This is a genomic window from Streptomyces kryoterrae, from assembly GCF_054072135.1.
Window position 1 is genome coordinate 4,212,627 of the sequence record NZ_CM133358.1, and the last position, 23,769, is coordinate 4,236,395.

A 23,769-nucleotide genomic window follows, 5' to 3' on the forward strand; every position below is an offset into this window, starting at 1 on the left:
CCAACGGCGACCCGTACCCGAACGGCACCGCGGACAGCCGGGACAGACAGGACAGACGGTGGGGCATCACCCACAAGGGTGATCTTCACCCGAACGGCCGCGTTTCGGAACATGCCTGAGTCATATGCTCGCCGCCGTTCGTCACGAAAGGACCGATGTCACCACTATGGTCAGTTCCTCGCACGAGGCGATGCACCGGATCTTCCGGCAGGAACCCGGGCTCTTCGCCCGCGTCGCCCGCAAGCTCGACATCCCGGCGTTCGGAACACCGATCTCCGTCACCGAACTCCCGACCGACCTCACCGAGAACCACCCCGTGGAGCGGCGGGTGGACACACTGTTACAGATCGACGAAGCGGACGGCAGCTACATCCTGGCCGTCGAGGCACAGGGGAAACCCAATGATTCCAAGCACGCCACGTGGGCGTACTACATGACCTTCGCTCAGGAGAAGTACAAGCTCCCGCCGCTGCTCCTCGTCATCTGCAAGAACCAGCGGACCGCCGACTGGGCCGCCCGCCCCGTGAAGTTCGGCCCGCCGCAATGGCAAGGTCTAGCGCTGCAACCTCTGGTCGTCGGGCCACGGGACATCCCCGCCGTCGAATCACTGGACGAAGCCACCCGCGATGTCCCCATGGCCGTACTGTCCGCCATTCTGCACTCCGAGGAACGGTCGGTCGATGGCACACTGAAGGTACTGGCAGCGGCCTTGAAGGCCATGGAGGCCCGCGACCCGGACAGGGCGGGACTCTTCGAGGAATTCACCAACCAGGGCCTGGACAAGACCAAGGCCTTCGAGATCTGGAGGCAACTCTTGACCACCGAAACCTCGTTCTTCACGTCGTCACTGTCGCAGGAACTCCGCGCCGAAGGGGAGGTCCGCAGGGCTACCACCAACCTCCTTGAGCTCCTCGAAGGCCGTGGCATTCCCGTCTCCGACGCCGACCGCGAGCAGATCACCTCGTGCGACGACCTCGACACCCTTGGTCGCTGGTTCCGTCGCGCCATCACCGCAGCCTCCACCGCCGAGGTGTTCGCCTGAGTACCAGTCGGTGCCGAGTACACGTCCTCGACAGGCCGGATCCGTTCGTCGGTCTGGGCGGCAGGAAAGAAAGAAGCCGGTGAGGGCTCCCCGTCCCCACGGGGCCCTCACCGGCCGGCTTTCTTCAGACGCGGTACGTCAGACTCGTACGAGCTCCCGGTCCTCGTCCTTCGGGCGGCTGTCGTCGTCCAGGGTGCGCAGGCTCTCGCCCTCCACGTCGACGTTGGGGAGTACGCGGTCCAGCCACTTCGGGAGCCACCAGGCCCGCTTGCCCAGCAGGGCCAGTACCGCCGGGACGATCGCCATGCGGACCACGAACGCGTCGAAGAAGACCGCGATCGCCAGGCCGAAGCCGAAGAGCTTGATCATCGACTCGCTGGAGCTGATGAAGCCGCCGAAGACGGCCATCATGATGATCGCGGCGGCGACCACGACCCGGGCGCTGTGCCTGAAGCCGGTCACCACGGCATCCGACGGCGACTCGCCGTGGACGTACGCCTCCCGCATGCGGGTCACGAGGAACACCTCGTAGTCCATCGCGAGACCGAAGACCACGCCGACCATGAAGATCGGCACCATGGACATGATCGGGCCGGTCTCGTCGACGCCGAGCAGGCCGCTCAGCCAGCCCCACTGGAAGACGGCGACCACCGCGCCGAGCGCGGCGAGGACGCTGAGCAGGAACCCCAGGGCCGCCTTGAGCGGGACCAGGATGGAGCGGAAGACCAGGATCAGGAGGAGGAAGGCGAGGCCGACCACCAGGCCCAGGTAGGGGATCAGCGCGTCGTTGAGCTTCTGCGAGAAGTCGATGTTCATCGCGGTGGTGCCCGTGACCAGTACCGTCGCGCCGGTCTCGGCCCTGACGTCGGCGCTCTGGTCGCGGATCGCGTGCACCAGGTCCTCGGTCTGGACCGAGGACGGCTTGGAGTTCGGGATCACGGTGATCGTCGCGGTGTCGCCGGCCTTGTTGAAGGCGGCCGGGGCGACCGTGACGACGTCCTTGAGGCCCTTGATCCGGTCGGCCAGCTTGTCGACGCCGGCCTGGGGGTCGGTGGTGCCCCGGGCGTCGTAGACGACCATCAGGGGACCGTTGAAGCCGGGGCCGAAGCCCTCCGACAGCAGGTCGTACGCCCTGCGCTGGGTCGTGGACGTCGGCTGCGAGCCGTCGTCGGGCAGGCCCAGCTCCAGCTGGGTGACCGGGAGCGCGATCGCTCCCAGACCGAGCACACTGAACATCAGTACGGCGACCGGCCGGCGGATGACGAAGCGCGCCCACCGGGTACCCATGTTGGGTCCGACCGGCTTGACCTGGCCGTTCGTCTCGCTCTTGCCCGTATCCCCCGTCTCGCCCTTCTTCTCCTTCTTCGCCTTCTTGCTCTTCTTCTGGCCCGCCGGCTGGACCTTGCGGCCGGCGTATCCGAGCAGTGCCGGGATCAGGGTCAGCGCGATGAGTACGGCGACCACGACCGTGCCGGACGCCGCGAGGCCCATCTTGGTCAGCATCGGGACGTTGACGACCGCGAGGCCCGCCAAGGCGATCACGACGGTGAGGCCCGCGAAGACCACCGCCGAGCCGGCGGTGCCGGTGGCGCGGCCGGCCGCCTCCTCGCGGTCGCGGCCGTCGGCCAGCTCGCCGCGGTAGCGGGAGACGATGAACAGCGCGTAGTCGATACCGACCGCGAGGCCGATCATCAGCGCGAGCGTGGAGGTGGTGTCGCCGAGGTCGAGCGCGTTGGCGAGGGCGGAGATGGTGGCGCCGGCGATACCGACGCCGATGATCGCCGTCAGCAGCGGCAGTCCGGCCGCGACCAGCGAGCCCAGGGTGATGACGAGGACGATCGCGGCGATGGCGATGCCGACGGCCTCACCGATCGCCCCCGGCTCGGACGCCGCCTGCAGCGCGTCACCCCCGACGTCGACGGTCAGCCCGGTGACCCGGGCCTGGTCGCCGGCCTTCTCCAGGGCGTCCTTGGTCGAGTCCGCGAGTTCCATGCCGGGGAGCTTGTACTTCACCGACGTGTAGGCGACCGTCCCGTCCTTGCTCACGGCGTTCGTCGTGAACGGGTCGGTGACGGAGACGACTTCGGAGCCGTCGCCCAGCTGCTTGACGGTCTTCGTCACGGTCGCCCTGTTGGCGGCGTCCGTCATCTTCTGGCCCTCGGGCGCCTTGAAGACCATGCGCCCGGTCGCTCCGTCGGCGCTGGCGCCGGGGAAACGCTGTTCCAGCAGGTCGAAGGCCTTCTGGGCCTCCGTACCCGGAATGGAGAAGGAGGTGGTGCCCGCGGCGGGCGCGCTGGCCGCGCCGACTCCCGCGAGCGTCAGCAGCGCCACCCATATCAGGGCGACGAAATGCCGTCGCCTGAAGGCGAGCCGGCCGAGTTTGTAGAGGAACGTGGCCACGAGGGGCGTACTCCCGGTCAGGTCGTTGAACAGCAACAGGGCAGGGTTGATCGGCCTGTTGGGGCGCAGGAGTGATCAGCCCGACGACGTGAGCGGACGCGTCAGGTGCAAGTCACGTACGAGTCAGGTGCAAGGTGGGGTAACAAGTGGGGTTGTTCAAGGGCTGGTTCGGAGACGGGCTGCCCTACGTGACCGGTACGCCGAGGGCGGGGAGCACCACGGCGTCGATGTAGTCACGCAAGTAGGCCTGGGTCGGGGGCCGTTCGTCGATGAGCGAGCGCGCGATGAAGCCGCCGATCATCATGTGCAGCACATAACCCATCGCCGGGTTGTCCGCGCTGACCTCACCCCGGTCGACAGCCCGCTCCAGCACCTTGCGGAACTCGGCCATCTCGGGCTCGATGAGCAGTTCCCGAAGTGCTTTGAGGAGATCGGGGTTTCCGTGGACCGCCATGCCCAGAGCCCGCATCAGCGCGGAGGTCTGTTCCATGGCGCAGTCGTCCTCGCGGAGCAGCAGGGTGTGGAAGTCGCCGCGCAGGGACCCGGTGTCGACATCAGCGATGGCGCCGCCACCCGGCTTGAAGTGCCGCAGCGCTCTGACCACCAGTTCGGCCTTGCCGCCCCACTGGCGGTAGAGCGTGGCCTTGCTGGACTTCGTACGGGCGGCGACGGCGTCCATGGTGAGGGCCTCGTAACCGACTTCCCGGAGCAGGTCGAGCGTGGCGCCGTACAGCTCGGCCTCGCGCTCGGGCGTGATCCGACTACGACGCGCCGTTGCGACCTCGGTCATGTCACTCACCCTTTCCTGTTCCGGTTTCGGACGACACCGTTTCGTACGGCTCCGCCCTACGTCAATGAACATACCCCGAGAACCATAGAAACGAAACCGTTTCGTACGTGTCCTCGCTCACGGGCCGCGTTCACTCGTATCCATGTTCCCGATATTTCACAAGTTGCCCGGTCCCGATTCCCGGAAAAGCATGGGGAGGTGAGCTATCTGCGTCTGCCCCACCTCAGCGGTGACCTGCTGTGCTTCGTCGCCGAGGACGATCTCTGGCTCGCCCGCCTCGACGGGGACGGAGGGCCGGGGTCGTCAGGGACCGACGGCCGTGCCTGGCGGCTCACCGTCGACCGTACGAAGGTCGGGCACCCTCGTTTCTCGCCCGACGGCCGGCACATCGCGTACACGAGCTGGCGCAGTCTCGTGCCCGAGATCAACCGGGTGCCGGTGGACGGCGGCCCCGCGCGGCGGCTCACCTACTGGGGCAGCGCCGACACCCAGGTCTGCGGCTGGTCGCCGGACGGCGACATCCTCGCCGTCGCCTCCCACGGCCAGCCCTTCTCCTACTTCACCTGGGCCTACAGCGTCCCGGCGGGCGGCGGCCCCGGCGGCCGGCTCCCCTGGGGTCCCGTCTCCGACATCCAGGTGGCGGACATCGCCGGGGAACGCAAGACCCTCCTCCTCACGGGCACCCCGCCCCATGAACCGGCCGCCTGGAAACGCTACCGGGGCGGCGCGACCGGCCGCCTCTGGCTGCACGGCGAGCGGCTGCTCCCCGATCTCGACGGCCATCTGCACTCCCCCATGTTCGTCGGCGACCGCATCGCCTTCCTCTCCGACCACGAGGGCGTCGGCAACCTGTACTCGTGCGCGTACGACGGTTCCGGCCTGCGCCGCCACACCGACCACGACGCCTTCTACGCCCGGCACGCCTCCAGCGACGGCACCCGGGTCGTGTACCAGTGCGCGGGCGACCTGTGGATCGTCGACGACCTCGCCGCCGACTCCGTCCCCCGGCGCCTCGACGTACGGCTCGGCGGGCCGCGCGCCGGCCGTCGTACGTACCAGGTGCCCGCCGCGCAGCACGTCGACGGCATCTCGGTCGACGAGACGGGCCGCGCGAGCGCCGTCGTCGTACGCGGCAGCCTGTACTGGCTGACGCACCGGGACGGCCCGGCCCGGACCATCACCGACACTCCCGGCGTACGCGTCCGGCTGCCCGAGATGCTCGGCTCGGGCGGGCAGGTCGCCTACGTCACGGACGCCGAGGGCGAGGACGCGATCGAGATCGCCTACCTGCCCAGGGCCAGCGGAGAGCGGGTGCCGAGGCGGCTGGCGTCGGGCGAGCTGGGCCGGGTACGGGAACTGGTGTCCGACCCGGCGGGCGAACGCCTCGCCATCGCCGCCCACGACGGCCGGCTCCTGCTGATCGATGCCGCCGAAGAGTCGAACGGGGAGGTCACCGAGCTGATCTGCTCCCTCAACGGGCCGGTCACGGACCTCGCCTTCTCCCCCGACGGCGCCTGGCTGACCTGGTCGCACCCCGGCATCGGCCGCTCCCTGCGCCAGATCAAGATGGCGCGCATAAAGGACCGCCTGATCGTCGACGTCACCAACGGCCGCTTCGAGGACGAGAACCCGGTCTTCACCAGGGACGGCCGCTATCTCGCCTTCCTCTCCTGGCGCGGCTTCGACCCGGTGTACGACGTCCACACCGGCGACCTCTCCTTCCCGCTCGGCTGCCGCCCCTATCTCGTCCCGCTCTCCTCCGCCACCCCCTCCCCCTTCGCCCTCTCCCCCGACGGCCGCCCGGCCGCCGGTGGCCTGGACCCGGCCGAGGACGAGGGCGCCGACGGCACGGTGACCGTCGAGGCCGAGGGCCTGGAGAGCCGGGTGACGCCCTTCCCGGTCGCCGCCTCCAAGTACTCGGCGCTGTATCCGGTCGCGGGCGGCGGCCTGGTGTGGCTGCGCTGGCCGATCTCGGGCGCACTGGGCGAGACGTTCGCCAACCCGGCCGACACGAGCGGCCGGCCGACACTCGAACACTTCAACATCAGCAAGGGCAAGAAGTCCGAACTCGTCGACCACCTCGACTGGTTCGCGGTCAGCGGCGACGCCTCACGACTGGTCGTCGTGGACGAGGACGAGCTGCGCGCGGTGCCCTCCACCGACCCGGGCGACGGCGACACGACCGTCTGGATCGACCTGCGCCGGGTCCTCCACGAGGTCGACCCCCCGGCGGAATGGCGTCAGTCGTACGAGGAGGCGGGCCGTCTGATCCGCGCCTACTTCTGGGAACCCCGGATGTGCGGCATCGACTGGGACGCGGTGCTGGAGCAGTACCGCCCGCTGGTCGAACGGGTCGCGTCCCCCGACGAGTTCGCGGACCTGCTGCGCGAGGTCCTGGGCGAGCTGGGCACGTCCCACGCCTACGTGACAGCCGCCCGCCGCAACGAGGGCCCGCCCCACTACCAGCGCAGGCAGGGTTTGCTGGGCGCAAACTTCGTTCGCAGGGAAGGTGGTTGGATGCTTGACCGGATCCTCCCCGGCGACTCCTCCGACTCCAAGGCGCGCTCCCCGCTGGCTGGTTCGGGCATCCGGGAGGGCGCGCTGCTCACCCATGTGGACGGCCGCCCGGTGGACCCGGTGACGGGCCCGTTCCCGTTGCTCGCGGGAGCGGGCGGTACGACGGTGGAGCTGACGTTCACCGCGGCGGAGGATGGTCCGGCCGAGGGCGCGGGCCGGGCGCGGAGGGTCGCGGTGGTCCCCCTCGTCGACGAACGTCCGTTGCGGTATCAGGACTGGGTGGCCAAACGCCGTGAAGTGGTACGGGAGTTGAGCGGCGGGCGGTGCGGTTACCTGCACATCCCCGACATGGGCGGCTCGGGCTGGGCCCAGTTCAACCGCGACCTGCGCATGGAGGTGTCGAGGCCCGCCCTCATCGTCGACGTGCGCGGCAACGCGGGCGGCCACATCAGCGAGCTGGTGGTGGAGAAGCTGACGCGCACGATCCTGGGCTGGGACCTGACACGCAACGCCCAGCCGGTCTCGTACGCCTCGAACGCCCCCCGGGGGCCGGTGGTCGCCCTCGCCGACGAGGCGACGTCCTCCGACGGCGACATGATCACGGCCGCCTTCAAACTGCTGAGACTCGGCCCGGTGGTGGGTCAACGGACCTGGGGCGGAGTGGTCGGCATGACCGGCCGCCACCTCCTGGGCGACGGCACGGTGATCACGGTCCCGATGAACGCGGCCTGGTTCGACACCTACGGCTGGACAGTGGAGAACCAGGGCGTCGCCCCGGACCTGGAGGTCCTGCGCACCCCCCTCGACTGGGCAGAGGGCCGCCACGTCGAAACGGACGACGCCATCAGACTGGCCCTGGCCCTGCTGGAGACCCACCCCGCGGCAACCCCGCCGACCTACGACGAGGTCCCCAACAGGGCGAGACCCCAACTCCCCCCGCGTTCACATACCTAGGAAGCACGGGGAACCGCCACAACAAAACGCAGGGTGCCCTCAAAAAAACGCAGGGTGCCCTCGAAAACAGAGGGCACCCCACGTCAACCGCTTCGCTCAAGCAGGACTACGCCTCGTGGTCCCTGCTGAGCCGCTCCGCTTCCTCGCGCATCGCCCGCTCCGTGTCCTCGTCACGAGGACGCCCCCGCTCCGGAGTCTCCTGGCCCTGCTTGCCCGGCCGGCCCTCCTGGCGCTGGCCCTGCCGGTCCTGCTGACCCTGCTGACCCTTCCGGGTCTGCTCCATCTTCTCCTTGGCCTGGCGGGCCTTGTCCTGCATCTCGTCCTTCATGCCCATGTGGGTTCACTCCCGTAAGTGGGTGAGGGGATGGGGGCTCGACCAGATTTGCACGCCAGGACAACGCACGCATTTCGATCAGTCACGTTCAGTCACCGACCGCGTCCGACCCCCGCCCGGCCCCCGCGCCCCGGGCCTCCTCGTCGGCCACGCCACCCGCGCCCACGAGCCCGGTGCCCATCCCCTGCAACCGCCCCGAGTACCGCCCGACCTCCCGCTGCCCCACCGCACCGATCAGCCCCGGCAGATACCCCCGTACCCCCTGCATCCCGCGCAGCCACCCCTGCCCGTACACATGGCTGGACCGTCGCTCGATCCCCGCCACGAGCCGGTCGACGGCGGGCCCCAGCGGATACGTCTTGCCGGCCGGCCACGGCAGCCGCTGCCGCAACTCCCGCATGACGTCGTCCTGGTCGGCCCCGCGCACCATGTCGGTGTCGGTCCACGACAGATACGCGACCCCCACCCGGACGCCCTTGTACCCGACCTCGGCCCGCAGACAGTGCGCGTACGCCTCGACGCCGGCCTTGGACGCGCAGTACGCCGTCATCATCGGCGCCGGGGTGAGGGCGGCCAGGGACGCGATCTGCAGGAGATACCCCCGGCTCTCCGTCAGCACCGGCAGAAACGCCCGCGCGGTCACCGCCGACCCGATCAGGTTGACCTCGATGACCCGCCGCCACGACTCCGGATCGGAGTCCACGAAGGGCCCGCCGCTCGCGACCCCGGCGTTGGCCACGACGATGTCGACCTTCCCGAACCGCTCCTTGACCTCCTCCGCCACCCGGGACATCGCCCCGTGATCGGTGACGTCGGCGTACCAGTACGCGCTGTCGGTGTGCAGCCGTTCCGAGACCTGCTTGAGCTCGCCGGCCTCCAGCCCCACCAGCGCGACCCTGGCCCCGCGAGCGGAGAGCTTGCGCGCGAGCAGCTCACCGACCCCCCGAGCCGCCCCTGTGACGACAGCTACCTGTCCGTCCAGACCGACCTTGCTCATGCGCTCTCCTCGATAGGTACGCCGCCGTCGACACGGACACCGCTGTCGACCTGAGTGCCCTCAGACCCCAACTTCCCGCATACGGAGACGAGTTCACGGATCGCCCCGGTGAACGCCCCCGGCGCCTCGACCGGCGCCATGTGCCCGGCCCCGGCCAGCTCGGTCACACCGTGACACCGGGGCAGTATGGCGGCCAGTGCCCGCGCGTGAACGGGCGGGGTGAGCCGATCGGCCGTACCGACGACGACAACGGCCGGAACCGTCAACTCCCGCGCCTGAGCGTCGAGTTGTACCCCGTCCAGTACCCGCGCCCACGCGTACCGCACCTTGCGCGGGCACGCGTGCACGATCCGGGCGCACGCCTCGACCATCGCGGGCGACGAACGGGCGCCCATCGTCGCGTACTTGAGGATGCGCCGGGAGACCGGCGTGACCGGCCCCATCGGGGCGCGTGAGCTGAGGATCCGCCGGGTGAGCCAGGTGCGCAGCCGCCCGGCACGCATCGGGAGGACCAGCGATTCGGCGACAAGCCGCGAACTGCCGGTACTGCACAGCAGTACGGCCGCCGCGTGCTCCCGGAACCCGGGCCGCGCGGACGCGGCAAGCACCGTCATCCCGCCCATGGAGTGCCCCACGACCACGGCTTTCTCACCGGGCGCGAGGGTGGCCGCGAGCACGGCCTCCAGATCGTCGGCGAGTACGTCGGTACTGCAGACGGGGCCCGCCTGACTGCGTCCGTGGCCGCGCAGGTCGTAGGCGACGACCCGGTGATCGGGGGCGAGTTCGCGGATCTGGGCGGCCCAGAAGGCGGTGGAACAGGTCCAGCCGTGCACCAGGACGACCACGGGCCCGTCGGCCGCACCGTGCACCTCGACATGCAGCCGGGCCCCGTCGGCCGAAACGGCGGTGAGTTCACGGGCGGGGACGGGCGGAGTGCACGAACCGTCCGCCACGGACGTCAGCCGGCTCACGCGTCCACCTCTACGGGCGAGTTGATGTCACCGGTGCTGGTACCGGTGCCAGTGGTCGTGCCGGTGGTGGTGTTGCTGTTACCGCCGGTCGCCCGCAGGACCTCGTACTCGGCGAGATCCACGCGCCGGGTCGCCCGCCGGAACTCGGACGTCGTACCGGGCCAGACGGTGGTGTTGCGCCCGTTCGCGTCGAGGTACCAGCTGCTGCACCCGCCCGTGCTCCACACCGTGCGCCGCATCCGCTGCTGGACCCGGTCGTTCCAGGCGTCGACGGCGGCGGGCCGGGCGTCGAGCGCCACCCGACCCCCGAGCACGCCCAACTGCCGTACGTAGTCGGCCATATAGTTCAGCTGGGACTCGATCATCAGGATCATGGAGGAGTTCCCGAGGCCGGTGTTGGGTCCGATGATCGTCATCCAGTTGGGGAACCCGGCGGCGGAGGCACCGCGCAGCGCCCGCATCCCACTGCCCGCCCAGGCCTCGGCGAGCGTACGCCCGTCGGCCCCGACGACCCGGTCGGCGATGGGCATGTCGGTGACGTGGAACCCCGTACCGAAGACGATGGCGTCGACCTCGGCCGTACTCCCGTCGGCGCCGACGACGGTCGAGCCCCGCACCTCGCTCAGCCCGCTCGCCACGACGTCCACGTTGGGCCGGACGAGCGCCGGATAGTACGTACTCGACAGCAGGATGCGCTTGCAGCCGATGCGGTAGTCGGGGGTGAGTCTGGCGCGCAGGGCGGGATCCCTGACGGCGCGACGCATATTGCGCTTGGCCAGCGCCTCCACGGCCCCGAGCTCGCCCGGATGCCTGGTGAACGCCTGCACCTGCAACTCCCGTACGCCCCACGAGAGTCCGCGCCGCAGCCGGATGGTGAAGGGCAGCGCGCGGTGCACGGCGCGCTCGGCGTCGCCGATGGCCCGGTCGACGCGGGGCATCACCCACGGCGGGGTGCGCTGGAAGAGGGTGAGGCGGGAGACGTCGGGCTGGATCGCGGGCACGATCTGGATGGCGGAGGCCCCGGTCCCGACCATCGCGACCCGCTTGCCGCGCAGGTCGTAGTCGTGGTCCCAGCGGGCGGAGTGGAAGACCTTGCCGGGGAAGGTGTCGAGCCCCGGGACGTCCGGCACCCTGGGATCGGAGAGGGGTCCGGTGGCGGAGACGACGAGATCGGCGAGCAGGGTCCCGCTGCTGGTCTCGATGACCCACGCCAGCCGGCCACCGTCCCAGGTCATCTTCTTCACCTCGGAGTCGAGGCGGAGGTGGGGCCGCAGCCCGAAGACGTCGGTGACGTGCTCCAGATAGGCGCGGATGTGCTCCTGCCCGGAGAAGGCACGCGGCCAGTCGGGATTCGGCGCGAAGGAGAACGAGTAGAGGTGGGACGGCACGTCACAGGCGCATCCCGGATAGCTGTTGTCGCGCCAGGTACCGCCGACGCTGCCCGCCCGCTCCAGCACGACGAAGTCGGTGACACCTTCGCGGCGCAGCCGCACGGCTGCCCCGAGCCCCCCGAACCCGGACCCGATCACCGCCACCCGCACATGCTCGTGTTCGGCTTCCTGTCCGGCCATGCCGATGCCTCCGACCCTCACCCACGACTCCGCCAGTGAACACTGGCGCAATGGGGACAGTAGAGGACGCCCGTACTGATGGGTAGGGGCCGGAAGAAGGACGTTTACATCAGCGGCTCCGCCGCGGGTACCGCTGGTACGCCGTAGGGTTCCGACGTGGCAGAAGCAGAGAACGCCGAACAGCGCGAGTACCGGATGGAGGAACTGGCCGGGCTGGCCGGCATCACCGTCCGCACCCTGCGCTTCTATCGCGAACGCAAACTGATCCCACCACCCCGCCGCGAGGGCCGCATCGCCTGGTACGACGACCACCACCTGGCCCGCCTGCGCACGATCTCGGCGCTGCTGGAACGCGGGCACACCCTCAACGGCATCGCGGAACTGGCCGAGGCCTTCGACCACGGCCGCGACGTCGCCGACCTGCTCGGCCTCGGCGCCCCCACCGAGGAGACCCCGGTCCGTCTCACCCCCGAGGATCTCGCCGACCGCTTCGGCCCGGACGCCACCCCCGAGAACCTCGCGGCCTCGATGGACCTCGGCTACCTGGGCACCGACGGCGAACAAATCGTCCACATCAGCCGCAGCCTCCTGGACGCGTCGTCGGCACTGGTCCAGGAGGGCATCCCGCTCTCAGCCGTCCTGGCGGCGGGCAAACGGGTACGCGACCACGCGGACGCCCTGGCCGAGATCTTCACGAACGTGATCCTCACCCACGCCCCACAATCGGACCCGGCACGCCTGCGCCCACTGGCGCAACGGGTGGTGGAGGCGGAACTGTCGCTGGCGCTGGACCGCCGGATGCGCCAGGACCCCGAAGGCTCCTGACGCGGTGCGGCTCAGAGGTCGTAGACGACCGTGACGGGCGCGTGGTCCGACCAGCGCTCCTCATGCGTCGCCGCGCGCTCGACGTAGCCCTTGACCGCCTTGGCGGCGAGCCCCGGCGTCGAGATCTCGTAGTCGATCCTCCAACCTGAATCGTTGTCGAACGCCCGCCCCCGGTACGACCACCACGAGTACGGCCCCTCGACCTCCGGATGCAGCGCCCGCACCACGTCCACGAACCCGCCGTCCGCCGTGTTGAGCACCCGCCCGAGCCACTCCCGCTCCTCCGGCAGGAACCCTGAACTCTTCTGGTTGGCGCGCCAGTTCTTGAGGTCGGCGGGCTGGTGGGCGATGTTCCAGTCACCGCAGACGACGACCTCGCGCCCGTCGGCGGCGGCCCGTTCGCGCAGGCCCTTGAGATAGGCCAGGAACTCGTCCATGAAGCGGATCTTCTCGTCCTGGCGTGCGGTGCCGACCTCGCCGGACGGCAGATACAGGCTGGCGACGGTGACGCCGGGCAGGTCGGCCTCGACGTACCGGCCGCTGCCGTCGAACTCGGCGGAGCCGAAGCCGACCTGGACGCGGTCCGGCTCGCGGCGGGAGTAGAGGGAGACACCGGCGCGGCCCTTGGCGGCGGCGGGCGCGTGCGTGACGTACCAGCCCTCGGGCGCGCCGACCTCCTCCGGCAGCTGCTGCGGTTCGGCGCGCACCTCCTGGAGGCACAGCACGTCGGCGGAGGTTCCGGCGAGCCACTCCACGAAGCCCTTCTTGGTGGCGGCGCGGAGTCCGTTCACATTCACAGAGGTCACAGTCAGCACGCGGGCACGATACCCGGAGCGCGAAATCACCTGGCGACAGCGACATGCATACATGTACCGTGTATGGAATGAATATCCGCCGGGTCGCCTTCGACCACCCCGACGCCGTGAAGCTCAACGACCAGGTCCAGGCCGAGTACGCCGTCCGCTACGACGACGAGGGTGACGCCACCCACCTCGACCCTGCGATGTTCGACCCGCCGTCCGGCCTCTACCTGATCGCGTACGACGAGCAGGACCGCCCCGTCGCCACCGGCGGCTGGCGCGGCCGCGACGACGACAACGCGAACGCCGAAGGGTATCTGCCCGGCGACGCCGAGCTGAAGCGGATGTACGTCGTCGAGGAGGCGCGCGGACTGGGCCTGGCCCGCCGCATACTCGCCGCCCTGGAGGAGGACGCCCGCACCGCCGGCCGCACCCGCATGGTCCTGGAGACGGGCGACAGACAGCCGGAGGCCATCGCCCTGTACACCTCCAGCGGCTACGAACCCTCCGCGAAGTTCGGCTACTACCGCCACCACGAGGCGAGCCTCTGCTTCGCCAAGAGCCTGTAAGGCCCCGGTATCCCGACGGTGATTCGGTTGCTCACGCCCGCAGCAATGTGAGCACCGCCGGCACCCGGCGACGCGTCCCGTCCGCCGGAGGCCGGTGGACCTGGCGGGAAACCGGGAATGACAGTCCCGGCCATACCGAAGCCGTGCGGCCCGGCTCGGTGCCCGCTTCGCCGTCGTCACGCTTCGACTGCCGCCTCCGCTCAGGGGTCACCTTGCCGTGAAGGGGGAAGGACTCATGGTGACCTGGAGTCGAACCAGTGCCAACACCGCGTCACCCGAGAGGACTTGAGCCCAGTGCCGACGAGATCAAGCCGCACCCGAGCCGACGGACCCCTGCGTGCTGGCCCTCGGTTGATCGGTGTGCTTCCCTGAAACGAGAACTGAACAGCGCCACCTCTTCCGCAACTCAGCGCCCCGTGGGCCCGGTTGCGGCCCGACGCAGGTTGACATCCGCGGGGTTCGAGACAACGGCCGGGGTCCGCGGGGCGAGGAGCACGGGGGGTTCATGGAAACGTCAGCGACTGACGTGGAGTTCGACTTTGACGTGGTGAACCTCAGCGGTTCAGCGAACGTAGATCTGGACGAGCTGCCCGAAGACGCTCTGGGCCGGTCCATACGAAGGGTTCGACGGGACACTCTGGAGCTTCGCGCGGTGGACGTGTCCATGTTCCAGTCGGCGCTCTGACGGGTGCGCAGGCAGCAGGGGACCGCATAGCAGGAGGTGGCACGTGCGTGATGCGAACCCCTTCGTCGAGTGGGTGGTCAAGGTCGCCCAGCCATGCAATCTGGCCTGTGACTACTGCTATGTGTACGAGCTGCGCGATCGCACGTGGCGGCAGAAACCACCCGTCATGGCGGCCGTGACCGCGGAGCGGCTGGCCCGTCGCATCGCCGAGCACGCCAGGCGTCACTCCCTGCCCCGGGTCCGGGTGACTCTGCACGGGGGTGAACCTCTACTCGCCGGCCCGGCCAGAATCGAACATCTTTTCGAGGCCCTGAAGCGGGAGTTGCGCGGAACGGCCGAGTGCGAGATTTCCGTTCAGAGCAATGCGACACTTCTCAATGCCTTATGGATGGAGCTGTTCCGCCGACACGACGTGTCGGTAGGCGTCAGTCTTGATGGCGATCGCGAGGCCAACGACCGCCACAGGCGTGCCAGGAACGGGCGAGGCAGTCATGCCTCCGTCCAGAGGGGATTGGAACTCTTGAGAAGGCCCGAGAACAAGGCGCTGTTCGCGGGCCTGCTGTGCACGGTCAACCTCGAAAATCCGCCCCTCCAGGTGTTCGAATCCCTGCTCGCGCACGAGCCGCCGGCCATCAACTTCCTGCTGCCGCACGCCACCTGGGAACACCCACCGCCCGGCCACGACCCGCATCGCACGCCCTACGCGCACTGGCTCTTGGCGGTGTTCGAAAGGTGGTACACGGCACCGCGCCAGGAGACCGGCATCCGCCTGTTCGAGGACCTCATGGACCTCGCGCTCGGCGGTGACGTGCGATCGGAGAGCACGGGACTGGCCGACACGGACTTCCTGGTGATAGAGAGCGACGGGACGATCGAGTTGTCCGACTCGTTGAAGGCCACCGCGGACGGCGGGGCGGCCACCGGGCTCGACATCTTCGCTCACGACTTCGACACCGCGGCACGGCACCCGGTCGTGGCCGATGCCCGCCGCGGGGGCCTGGCGGCGCTCGCGGACGTCTGCCGCGGCTGTGAGGTCGTACGCCTGTGCGGTGGCGGGCTGCGCGCCCACCGCTTCCACCCGAGCACCGGCTTCGCCAACGCGAGCGTGTACTGCGCGGACCTGCGCGTGCTCACCACCCGGATCCGGGACCGCGTCGTGGCCGATGCCGCCGTACTGCTGGGGAGCGCGTCGTGACGGCCCCGGCGACCCTGCGGATGACCGCCGAGGACTTCGCGAGCCTGGCGGGCTGTCGCCCGTCCCCGGCCGCCCTGCGGGTTCTGCGGGACGGCCAGGTCTCCCGGCGCCTGCTGATGCTGATGAGCGTGGCCGACACGGCCCGTCGCAGTACGCCCGAGTTCTGGGAGTCCTGGGGAGCGGCAGCCTGGGAGTTGTGCGTCCAGGCCCGTGGAGCGGACGTCCGGGCCTTCGAGGACGTGCTGCTCCATCCCCATGTCGGTGTGTGGCTCGGCCGTTGCCTGCGGGACCTGAACGACCCGCGCCCCGCCGTCCGCGCGGACGCCGAGTGCGCCCGGCTGGCCGGTCTGGCCGCCGCCGCCGCGTTACGCGCCGGACTCCGCCCCCACCTCATCCTTCCGGCACCCGGCGCCCTGGTCTGGCTGCCCACGCTGGGGGGCGTCCGGTTGACCGGGGGCGTGCGGGAAGCCCGCCTGCGGGGTGACGTCCTGGATCTGGGCGGGCGGTCGCTGGCCCTGGGCGAGCGGCACGAACCGGCCGTCCACGGCACGATCCGCTGCGCGCCGCGGCGGATGACCGCCAGGCCTCCGGGAGACGCACCGGCCCTGTCGGTGGTGCTGGAGGACACCGACCCCTACCGGGACGCGCACGGCCATCCGGTGCTGCCCCGCCAGACGGCCGCGGAACTGGACGCCTGGCAGGCGTCGGTGGCATCGGCCTGGGACGTGGTGACCCGCCTGCTCCCGGAACGTGCCGCCGCCTGCGCCGCGCTGTGGACGGCACTGGTGCCGCTGCGGCCACCGTGGACCGGGCAGGGCGTGAGTTCCTCGGCGCGGGAGGCGTACACGGCGATCGCGACCTCCTTCACCACGGATCCGGTACGGCTGGCCGAGACGGTGGTGCACGAGACCGCGCACATCGCTTTCGGAGCCCTCGCCGATCTGACCGATCTCTCGGATCCCGAGGACCGCACACTGCAACAGGTCGGCTGGCGGGAGGACGCCCGCCCCGTCGGGTCCGTGCTCACGGGAACATATGCCCATCTGGCGCTCCTGGAGTTCTGGCGCCGCCGCCATCGGGAACTGGGCGGCAGGCAGGCCGGTGCCGCGCGGGCACGGTTGCACCACTACGGCCGGCAGGTCGTGGACGCCCTGCGGATCCTGCAGGTCCATCCCGCGCTCACGCCCTTGGGGGCGCACTTTGTCGCAGCCATGGCCAAGGAGGCGGCACGCTGCGGCTTTCCCATGCGCCCGCCGCCCTCCGCTCGCCGCAACAGCCCTTCACACGTTCGAGTGGCATCGCGCGAGGCGCCGAACCTGACGCGAAGGCGCGGAGCCTCCTCATATGTGCAGGCTGTGGCAGGGCTGGCTCTTGGCGCTGGCGGCTGCGGTGGGAAAACGTCCGACGAGACGACCCCGGGGGCGGGCTCAGTATGAGGATGCGGTGGCACGGCGGAGACGCGACGGCGCGGCGGAAGGTCGCGAGCGCGCGGGGAACGACGAGATCGCGCGCCAGGGGCACACCACCAGATTTTTATCATGTCCGCAACAAACATCGACGTGGTGGTGCCGGTGGTGAGGAGTCGCGCGAAGTGTGCTGCGCGAGTGCCCGGTCCATCGACCAGTCCGGCTCGGGCCGGGACCGCGTCGCGCCAATGGAGTCACCTTGAGCCACTTCTATCTGAGTCACGTTCGCACCGTCGACGAGGAGTGGGTCGCGTCGTTCTTTCATGACCTCTGCCAGGTCGTCGGCGAGCGCACCGGGCGCTCCCCGGAGGTTGTGGGTGTCCGCGGGAAGCCTCACTCGCCGGACGTGTCGGTGGATCTGCTGGGCCGGTCGACCGTCCTGGTGGTGCTGCACTCACCACGCTATTTCAGCCAGTCGTACTGCCGGGCCGAGTTGTCCTACTTCCAGCGGCGGCTCAACATGCAGTGGTCCAGGACCGGCCGCAGCGCCGACGCGGTGGTCCCCGTCATGTGGGAGCCCGACCCCGCGCACACGCTGGACGCCGTCGCCCCGGCCACGCCCCTGAGCGTGCGGTCGGCGGCCTACCGGCGCGACGGGCTGCTGCACCTGCTGCGGCTGAAGGCCCGCTACCGGTCCGAGTACGAGGAGGTGCTGAGGGCCACCGCCGACCGCATCGTCGTAGCCGCGGAACGGCTTCCCGAGGTGCACGGATTCGACGCGGCCGGCAGCCATTCCCCCCTCGGCGCGCCCACTCCCGTCGGCGGCCAGACGGTCAGTTTCGTCGTGGCGTCCACCGCCCAGGACGACCTGCCCGAGGAACGGCACTCCAGCCAGTACTACGGAAAGACGGCCCTGCACTGGTCTCCCTACGCTCCGGGGGAACACGAGGCCCTGGTCTCACTGGTGAAGAACACCGCCACCGCCCTCGATTTCACCGCCACCGTGCTGCCGTTGAACGAGGAGACCGTCGACCGGATCACCCAGGAACAGGACCCTGAGCAGCTCGTCGTGCTCCTGGTGGACGCCTGGGTGGCCATGCGGCGGGAGGAACGCCGGCTTCTGGCGGCTGTGGACGAGCGGAGTCCCGAGGCGACCACGGCGCTCGAACCCAGGGCCCGCGACGACACCGAGTCGGTCGCGCAGACGGTCACCCTCGACGAACTCCTGGACCACACGCTCCCTCTGATGCGCGGTCAGCACAGCGAGGACGAGCGCTGGGGGCTGCCGGACGCGGAGAGTTTCACCTCTTCCCTGCGCAAGGTCCTCATCCGCCTCCAGAACGAGGCGCTCAAGTCGGTGGAAGCCGTTCGGTCCCCGGCAACCCCGGCCGAAGGCCTCCATACGTTTCCCCTGCTCGGAAGGTATTCCTCATGACGTTCGACTCGGGTGACGCCGGCACCCGCGAGTCCGGCACGATCGTCACGTTCTACTCGTTCAAGGGCGGCACCGGTCGCACCATGGCCCTGGCGAACGTGGCCTGGATCCTGGCCAGCAACGGAAAACGTGTACTGGCCATGGACTGGGACCTGGAGGCGCCGGGTCTGCACCGCTACTTCGCCCCCTTCCTCGGCGACCCGGAGCTCGACTCCACTCCCGGTGTCATCGAACTCGTCCGCGGGTTCGACCTGGCGAGGCCGAGGCCGGCCGACGGCGACTACAGCCAGTACGCCCGAGTGGAGCGCTTCGCCTCCACCCTGGCGCTGAACTTCGACGGCGGCGGCTACATCGACTTCGTGTCCCCGGGACGCAAGACCCCCGAATACTCGGAGACGATCAACACCTACGACTGGAAGGGTTTCTACGACCGCCGGGACGGCGCCGCCTTCCTGCAGGCCCTGCGCGAGGACATGCGGCGCAACTACGACTACGCCCTGATCGACAGCCGGACCGGCTGGAGCGACACCTCCGGCATCACCACGATCGCCATGCCGGACGTGCTGGTCGACTGCTTCACGCTGAACACCCAGTCGGTGGACGGCAGTGCCAGCGTGGCCGCGGACGTACGGCGCAGCGTCCCGCACGTCAGGATCCTCCCCGTGCCCATGCGGGTGGAGGACGCCGAGCAGGAGAAGCTCGCGGTCAGCCGGGGCCATGCCCGCCAGCGCTTCCAGGAGTTCCTGAAGGACACCCCGCGGGCCGCCGACCCCGATGGCTACTGGGGCTCGGTGGAGATCCCCTACAAGCCGTTCTTCGCCTACGAGGAGGTGCTGGCCACCGTCGCGGACACGCCTCGCCAGCCCGCCTCCCTGCTCGGCGCCTACGAACGCCTCACCTCGGTGATCACGGACGGTCAGGTGACGGCCCTGCGGCCGGTCGAGGAGCCGGTGCGCAGGCAACTGCTCGCCCGTTTCCAGCGGGTACCGGTACCCGGCGGTCGCCTCGTGCCCAGGGTGCGGGTCGACTACGCGCTGCGCGACGGTGCCTGGGCGGAGTGGATCGCGGCCCAGCTGCAGGCCTCGGGGATCGCCGTGGCGCTGCGCGGAAGCAGCCCCTCCGTACCGCTGTCCAGCCGCCCGGCGGACGGAGCCGACGTGGTCGTCGCGCTCCTCTCGCCCGACTTCGCCACCACACCGGTCGCCGACGAGGTGCGCGCCCTGGTGGCCGCCCCCGAAGGGCCCAGGATCATCGGGCTGCGCACGCGGGAGCACCAGCCGGAGCCGGCGCTGCGCGGGCTGCCGGGATTCACCCTGGTGGACGTGTCCGCCGCGCAGGTGCTCAGCAAGGTCTTCGGCCTGCTCGAACTCGACGCACCGGCCTCCGCCGTCAGCGAGGTCACCTATCCGGGCCTGGCCCCCCAGGTCTTCAACGCGCCGCGCCGCAACAGCGCCTTCACGGGCCGCGACGTACAACTGGACCGGCTGCGGTCCGAACTGAGCTCCGAATCGCTGCGTTCGGACACCTCGGCGGGCAGGGTCTTCCTGTACGGCCTCGGCGGGATCGGCAAGACCCAGATCGCGCAGGAGTACGTCCACCGGTACGGTTCCCAGTACGACCTCGTGCACTGGATCCCCGCCGAACAGCCCAACCGGATTCCGCAGCTCCTCGCGGAACTCGGGACGGAGCTGGGAATTCCGGGCGACACGGTAGACGAACGTGCCCAGGCGACCATCACGGCGCTGGAAAACGGCGATCATGGTCGCTGGCTGCTGGTTTTCGACAACATCACCGAAAGCCAGGGCACGAACGACGAGAACCGGAACAGGGACGAGGGAGACACGACGGTGGAGCGGTATCTTCCCGCCGAGGGCCCAGGGCACGTCATCCTCACCGCCCGGCGTTCACCTCACGAGGAGAACCGGATCGCCGTGGAGGTCGACGCCTTCAACAGGTCCGAGAGCATCGCCCTGCTGCGCCGCAGGGTCGACGGACTCTCCGTCCACGACGCCGACCGGATCGCCGAGACGCTCGGCGACTTCCCGATGGCCATGGAACTCGCGGCAGCCTGGCTGCGGCAGACGGCCATGCCCCTGGACACCTACCTCCAACAGGTCAAGAGCCGGGTCAGCGCGCTTCTGAGCGGGACCAACGACAGCGGGGACAGCCAGCAGGAGTCCCTCCTGGCGGTCTGGCGGCTGACCGTCGACCGGCTCGGCAACGAGCGGCCCGCGGCGGTCCGGCTCCTCGAACTCTGCGCCTTCCTCTCCCCCGAGCCGATCGCGCACTCCCTCCTCTACAGCGACGCCATGCGCAACCGGCTCGCGAAGGAGACCAACGACGAATCCGTGCTCGACCCCATGGTGATGGGATATCTGATCCGTGACCTCGGGCGGTACGCGCTGGCCACGGTGGACCAGCAGAGCGGCTCCATCCAGGTCCATCGACTGGTGCAGGCCGCGGTGCGCGAATGGCTGGGTGAGGACCCCGAGCGCGAGGAACGCACGCGGCACCAGGCTCAACTCGTACTGGCCGGCGCTCTGCCCTCGGCCGCCTTCCCGGAGGACAGCGCGCCGACCCGGCAGCGGTTCGCGGAGCTGCTGCCCCATCTGGAACCCTCCGACGCACTGGCCAACACCGATGCGCGGGTGTGCGAGTGGGTCATCCGCCAGGTCCGCAACCAGTGGCGGATCGACGACCACCGGGCCGCCGCCGCGCTGGGGCAGAAGGCACTCGCCATCTGGACTGAGTCTCTCGGCGCGGACCACCACCTCCGGCTGCGGCTGGCCGCCCAGGTGGCCAACCCGCTGCGGTCCCTGGGACGTTACCGGGATGCCCATGCGCTGGATGCGGACACGCTGCAGCGTCAGCGCTCGCAGCTCGGCCTCGACGACGGCTACAGCCTGGTCACCGCCCGCAACTACGGTGCCGATCTGCGTGGCCTGGGCCGTTATCGGGAAGCGCACGACGAGGACCGCCAGACTTACGAGCTCTACATGAGCAGCCCGCACTTCGGCCCCGACCACGAGGACACCCTCCGGGCCGCGAACAACCTCGGTGTTTCGCTCCTTATGGCCGGCCGGGCCTCGGAGGCCCTGGAACGTGCGACCGAGACCTATCAGAGGTCCCGGCAGTCACTGGGACTTCGGCACGTGCTCACCTGGGCCTTCGCCGGAAGTGTCGCGCTGGACCGTCGTGAGACGGGCGACTACCAGGGTTCCCTCGATCTGCTCATCGAGATCCGCAAGCGGTTCGTCAACCTCCAGGACGAGAAGTCCAACGACGTCCTGCGCACGGACACGTCCCTCGCGGTGACCCAGCGCCGTCTCGGCCACTACGCCGAGGCGGAGGCCCTGACGCGCTCCACCCTGAACGTGTACCGGGAGCGCTACGGCGAGGGGCACCCCGACACCATGTCGTGCACGGCCAATCTCGCCTGCGACCTGCTCGCCCTGTCGCTGGTGGATCCGGTCCGCGGAGCGGAGGCGGTGGACCTCGGAGAGCAGAACTTCGAGCGCTACCGCGAGCGCCTCGACGCCGACCACCCGTTCACCCTGGCGGCCGCGACCAACCTGGTGGCCATCCTCAGGAGCCGCGGCGAGACCGAGCGCGCGATGGAGCTCGCCGACGAGACGCTCCCGCTCCTCGCCGACCGACTGGGCGACTCCCACCCCGCCACCCTCGGCTGCCGCTCCAACCGGGCCGGCGTGCTGGCCGCGCTGGGCCGGTACGACGAGGCGCTGGCCGAGGACGAGGCGGCCTGCGAGGCCTATCGCGACCTCTACCGCAACCATCACCCACGGGTGCTCTGCGCGGAGTACAACGTCGCCCTGGACCGCAGCCTCCTGGGTGACGACAACACCCTCCAGGGCGTCAGCCGGGCGGTGCTGGCCGCCGAGCGGGAGTTCGGGCCGGACCATCCCACGGTCGGGGCGATGAGCGACCGGAAGCGGATCGACTTCGACCTGGAGATGCCTCCGACCTGAGCCGGCCGTGCGCGTGACCGCCCGAGGCCGGTGCCGGGGCGGTCACGGCGCACCGGGTCAGTTGCTCAGAGTCGTCCCGTATCTGCGTACGAACCGGCGCACCGTGCGGTTCATCTCCTCCTCCCGCCAGGCCGGCAGGCCCTCCAGGCGGGTGTGCGCCCCGGTGGCGCCGAGCAGTTCCCCGTCGACCACGAACAGGAACAGCAGCCCGACCGGGTACGCCGTGTCGAGCGCCCTGACCAGGTCGGCGTCCGGGGGGTGCGGAACGATCACGACCACCGGGCCGAAGTCGTGCTCGTGCTCGCGCAGCGTCTCCTCGTCGTGGATGTCGAACTCCTCCAGCAGCTCTTCTCCGATGCGCCGCACCAGATCGCCCAGGACGCCGGCGCCCGCGGTGAGCGTGACGACGAAGTGGTCCCAGGGCAGCGGCTGTTCACTCGCCCGGTGGATGTACCGGCGTGCCGTGTCCGTGGAGAGCGCGGGCAGCACCGCGACCCTGGGGAAACCGGTGTCGAGCACCCCGCGCATCCGGTCCGCCTCGGCCGCGGGCACCCGGGCATGGGTCACGCTCAGCTGGATGAGTTCCCGCGAGGCGTCCGGGCCGGACAGGGGCAGCAGTTCGGTGAGGGCCGCGCGCAGCGGGTCGGTCTCGAGCTCGCTCGGCCGTTCGGCCAGGAGCCCCGAGGCGAGCCGGTGGCGCATCAGCGGGGACAGTGTCTCGACCGGTACCCCCAGCGTCGCGCCGGCCCGGCTCAGGCTCTGCGCATCCACCTCCCGCAGATGGTGAACCACCCGGTGGTGCACCTTGGCTCCGCTCAACTCGGCGTGCATCAGATCAAGTTGGGGGCTTATGCCGCGCCGTACGGCTTCGATGTCGTCCTTTCCCGACCACACCACGGTCTGCCGTCTGCTCGGGCTGAGCGACCCGAGCCCGCTCCTCTCCACGGCGTCCAGGGTCACTTCCGGCAGCATCAGCAGGATCACCGGGAAACCGTCGTGCCGGTTGCGCAGTTCCGCCATGGCCAGCTCGTTCTGCACATGCTCGGACCTCAGCGCATGGCTCGACACGATCAGGAGCATGCCGTGGGCGCTGCCCATGCCGTCGGAGATGGCCTCCATCCAGTCCTGTCCCGGCACCAGGGACTCCCGGTCCACGACGACCGGCTCGCAGCCCTCCTGGTGCAGCAGTTCCTCCATGGCGCGGCGGGCCGGCCAGCAGTTACAGGTGCAGCCCAGGGGTTCGCTGCGGCTGAGGAAGACGTGCGGACCGGGCATGGGACTCCTCGTACTGA

The 23,769-nt window shown here is 69.9% G+C and carries 17 protein-coding genes; 9 read left to right on the forward strand and 8 right to left on the reverse strand.

The features are described from left to right. The first annotated feature begins 166 nt into the window (after positions 1–166). The gene (locus ACW4TU_RS17915) at positions 167–1,042 is read left to right on the forward strand and encodes a hypothetical protein (protein ID WP_457428819.1); all 876 of its coding nucleotides are present in this window, start codon (positions 167–169) and stop codon (positions 1,040–1,042) included. 138 nt (positions 1,043–1,180) lie between these two features. Here the strand turns inward: ACW4TU_RS17915 and ACW4TU_RS17920 are convergent, their stop codons facing one another. After that, entirely contained in the window at positions 1,181–3,442 is a 2,262-nt protein-coding gene (locus tag ACW4TU_RS17920; RefSeq protein ID WP_457430182.1) for an MMPL family transporter, read from the reverse strand. A gap of 184 nt (positions 3,443–3,626) precedes the next feature. Next, the gene (locus ACW4TU_RS17925; RefSeq protein ID WP_457428820.1) at positions 3,627–4,232 is read right to left on the reverse strand and encodes a TetR/AcrR family transcriptional regulator; all 606 of its coding nucleotides are present in this window, start codon (positions 4,230–4,232) and stop codon (positions 3,627–3,629) included. A gap of 198 nt (positions 4,233–4,430) precedes the next feature. On the opposite strand from ACW4TU_RS17925, the gene ACW4TU_RS17930 reads away from it, so the two are divergent. Continuing rightward, positions 4,431–7,703 (forward strand): S41 family peptidase, encoded by a 3,273-nt coding sequence (locus ACW4TU_RS17930; protein ID WP_457428821.1) that lies wholly within the window; start codon positions 4,431–4,433, stop codon positions 7,701–7,703. 106 nt (positions 7,704–7,809) lie between these two features. Here ACW4TU_RS17930 and ACW4TU_RS17935 read toward each other — a convergent pair whose 3' ends face one another. The 4 genes from ACW4TU_RS17935 to ACW4TU_RS17950 all read right to left on the reverse strand — a co-directional run bounded on the left by ACW4TU_RS17935 (position 7,810) and on the right by ACW4TU_RS17950 (position 11,576). Next, positions 7,810–8,037, reverse strand: a complete 228-nt coding sequence (locus tag ACW4TU_RS17935; RefSeq protein ID WP_457428822.1) for a hypothetical protein — start codon at positions 8,035–8,037, stop codon at positions 7,810–7,812. Between the two features lie 88 nt (positions 8,038–8,125). Then, complete coding sequence (locus ACW4TU_RS17940; RefSeq protein ID WP_457428823.1) at positions 8,126–9,034, reverse strand: SDR family oxidoreductase; 909 nt, start codon at positions 9,032–9,034, stop codon at positions 8,126–8,128. Further along, a complete protein-coding gene (locus ACW4TU_RS17945) occupies positions 9,031–10,005 on the reverse strand; it encodes an alpha/beta fold hydrolase (protein WP_457428824.1) in 975 nt (324 codons plus the stop codon). Before ACW4TU_RS17945 ends, ACW4TU_RS17940 begins: the two co-directional genes overlap by 4 nt. Beyond that, entirely contained in the window at positions 10,002–11,576 is a 1,575-nt protein-coding gene (locus ACW4TU_RS17950; protein WP_457428825.1) for a flavin-containing monooxygenase, read from the reverse strand. The genes ACW4TU_RS17945 and ACW4TU_RS17950 overlap by 4 nt, the downstream gene beginning before the upstream one ends. Before the next feature lie 195 nt (positions 11,577–11,771). Here ACW4TU_RS17950 and ACW4TU_RS17955 point away from each other — a divergent pair, with 195 nt between their 5' ends. Next, positions 11,772–12,401: a MerR family transcriptional regulator gene (locus ACW4TU_RS17955; RefSeq protein WP_457430184.1), complete on the forward strand. Its 630-nt coding sequence runs from the start codon at positions 11,772–11,774 to the stop codon at positions 12,399–12,401. A gap of 11 nt (positions 12,402–12,412) precedes the next feature. On the opposite strand, the gene ACW4TU_RS17960 is transcribed toward ACW4TU_RS17955, so the two are convergent. After that, on the reverse strand, positions 12,413–13,216 hold the full coding sequence (locus ACW4TU_RS17960; protein WP_457428826.1) for an exodeoxyribonuclease III: 804 nt from the start codon (positions 13,214–13,216) through the stop codon (positions 12,413–12,415). A 68-nt stretch (positions 13,217–13,284) separates the two neighbouring features. Here ACW4TU_RS17960 and ACW4TU_RS17965 point away from each other — a divergent pair, with 68 nt between their 5' ends. The 6 genes from ACW4TU_RS17965 to fxsT all read left to right on the forward strand — a co-directional run bounded on the left by ACW4TU_RS17965 (position 13,285) and on the right by fxsT (position 22,477). Continuing rightward, positions 13,285–13,770 carry a GNAT family N-acetyltransferase gene (locus tag ACW4TU_RS17965; protein WP_457428827.1) on the forward strand — a complete coding sequence of 162 codons (486 nt, stop codon included), beginning with the start codon at positions 13,285–13,287 and terminating at the stop codon, positions 13,768–13,770. 505 nt (positions 13,771–14,275) lie between these two features. Further along, positions 14,276–14,455, forward strand: coding sequence for an FxSxx-COOH cyclophane-containing RiPP peptide (gene fxsA / locus ACW4TU_RS17970; protein ID WP_457428828.1), 180 nt, complete (start codon positions 14,276–14,278; stop codon positions 14,453–14,455). A 43-nt stretch (positions 14,456–14,498) separates the two neighbouring features. Next, entirely contained in the window at positions 14,499–15,650 is a 1,152-nt protein-coding gene (locus ACW4TU_RS17975; protein ID WP_457428829.1) for an FxsB family cyclophane-forming radical SAM/SPASM peptide maturase, read from the forward strand. Next, positions 15,647–17,086, forward strand: a complete 1,440-nt coding sequence (locus ACW4TU_RS17980; RefSeq protein ID WP_457428830.1) for an aKG-HExxH-type peptide beta-hydroxylase — start codon at positions 15,647–15,649, stop codon at positions 17,084–17,086. The genes ACW4TU_RS17975 and ACW4TU_RS17980 overlap by 4 nt, the downstream gene beginning before the upstream one ends. A gap of 229 nt (positions 17,087–17,315) precedes the next feature. Then, complete coding sequence (gene fsxC / locus ACW4TU_RS17985) at positions 17,316–18,491, forward strand: FxsC protein (RefSeq protein WP_457428831.1); 1,176 nt, start codon at positions 17,316–17,318, stop codon at positions 18,489–18,491. Continuing rightward, positions 18,488–22,477, forward strand: a complete 3,990-nt coding sequence (gene fxsT / locus ACW4TU_RS17990) for an FxSxx-COOH system tetratricopeptide repeat protein (protein WP_457428832.1) — start codon at positions 18,488–18,490, stop codon at positions 22,475–22,477. The genes fsxC and fxsT overlap by 4 nt, the downstream gene beginning before the upstream one ends. A gap of 57 nt (positions 22,478–22,534) precedes the next feature. On the opposite strand, the gene ACW4TU_RS17995 is transcribed toward fxsT, so the two are convergent. Next, a complete protein-coding gene (locus ACW4TU_RS17995; RefSeq protein ID WP_457428833.1) occupies positions 22,535–23,752 on the reverse strand; it encodes a toll/interleukin-1 receptor domain-containing protein in 1,218 nt (405 codons plus the stop codon). Positions 23,753–23,769: the final 17 nt, after the last annotated feature.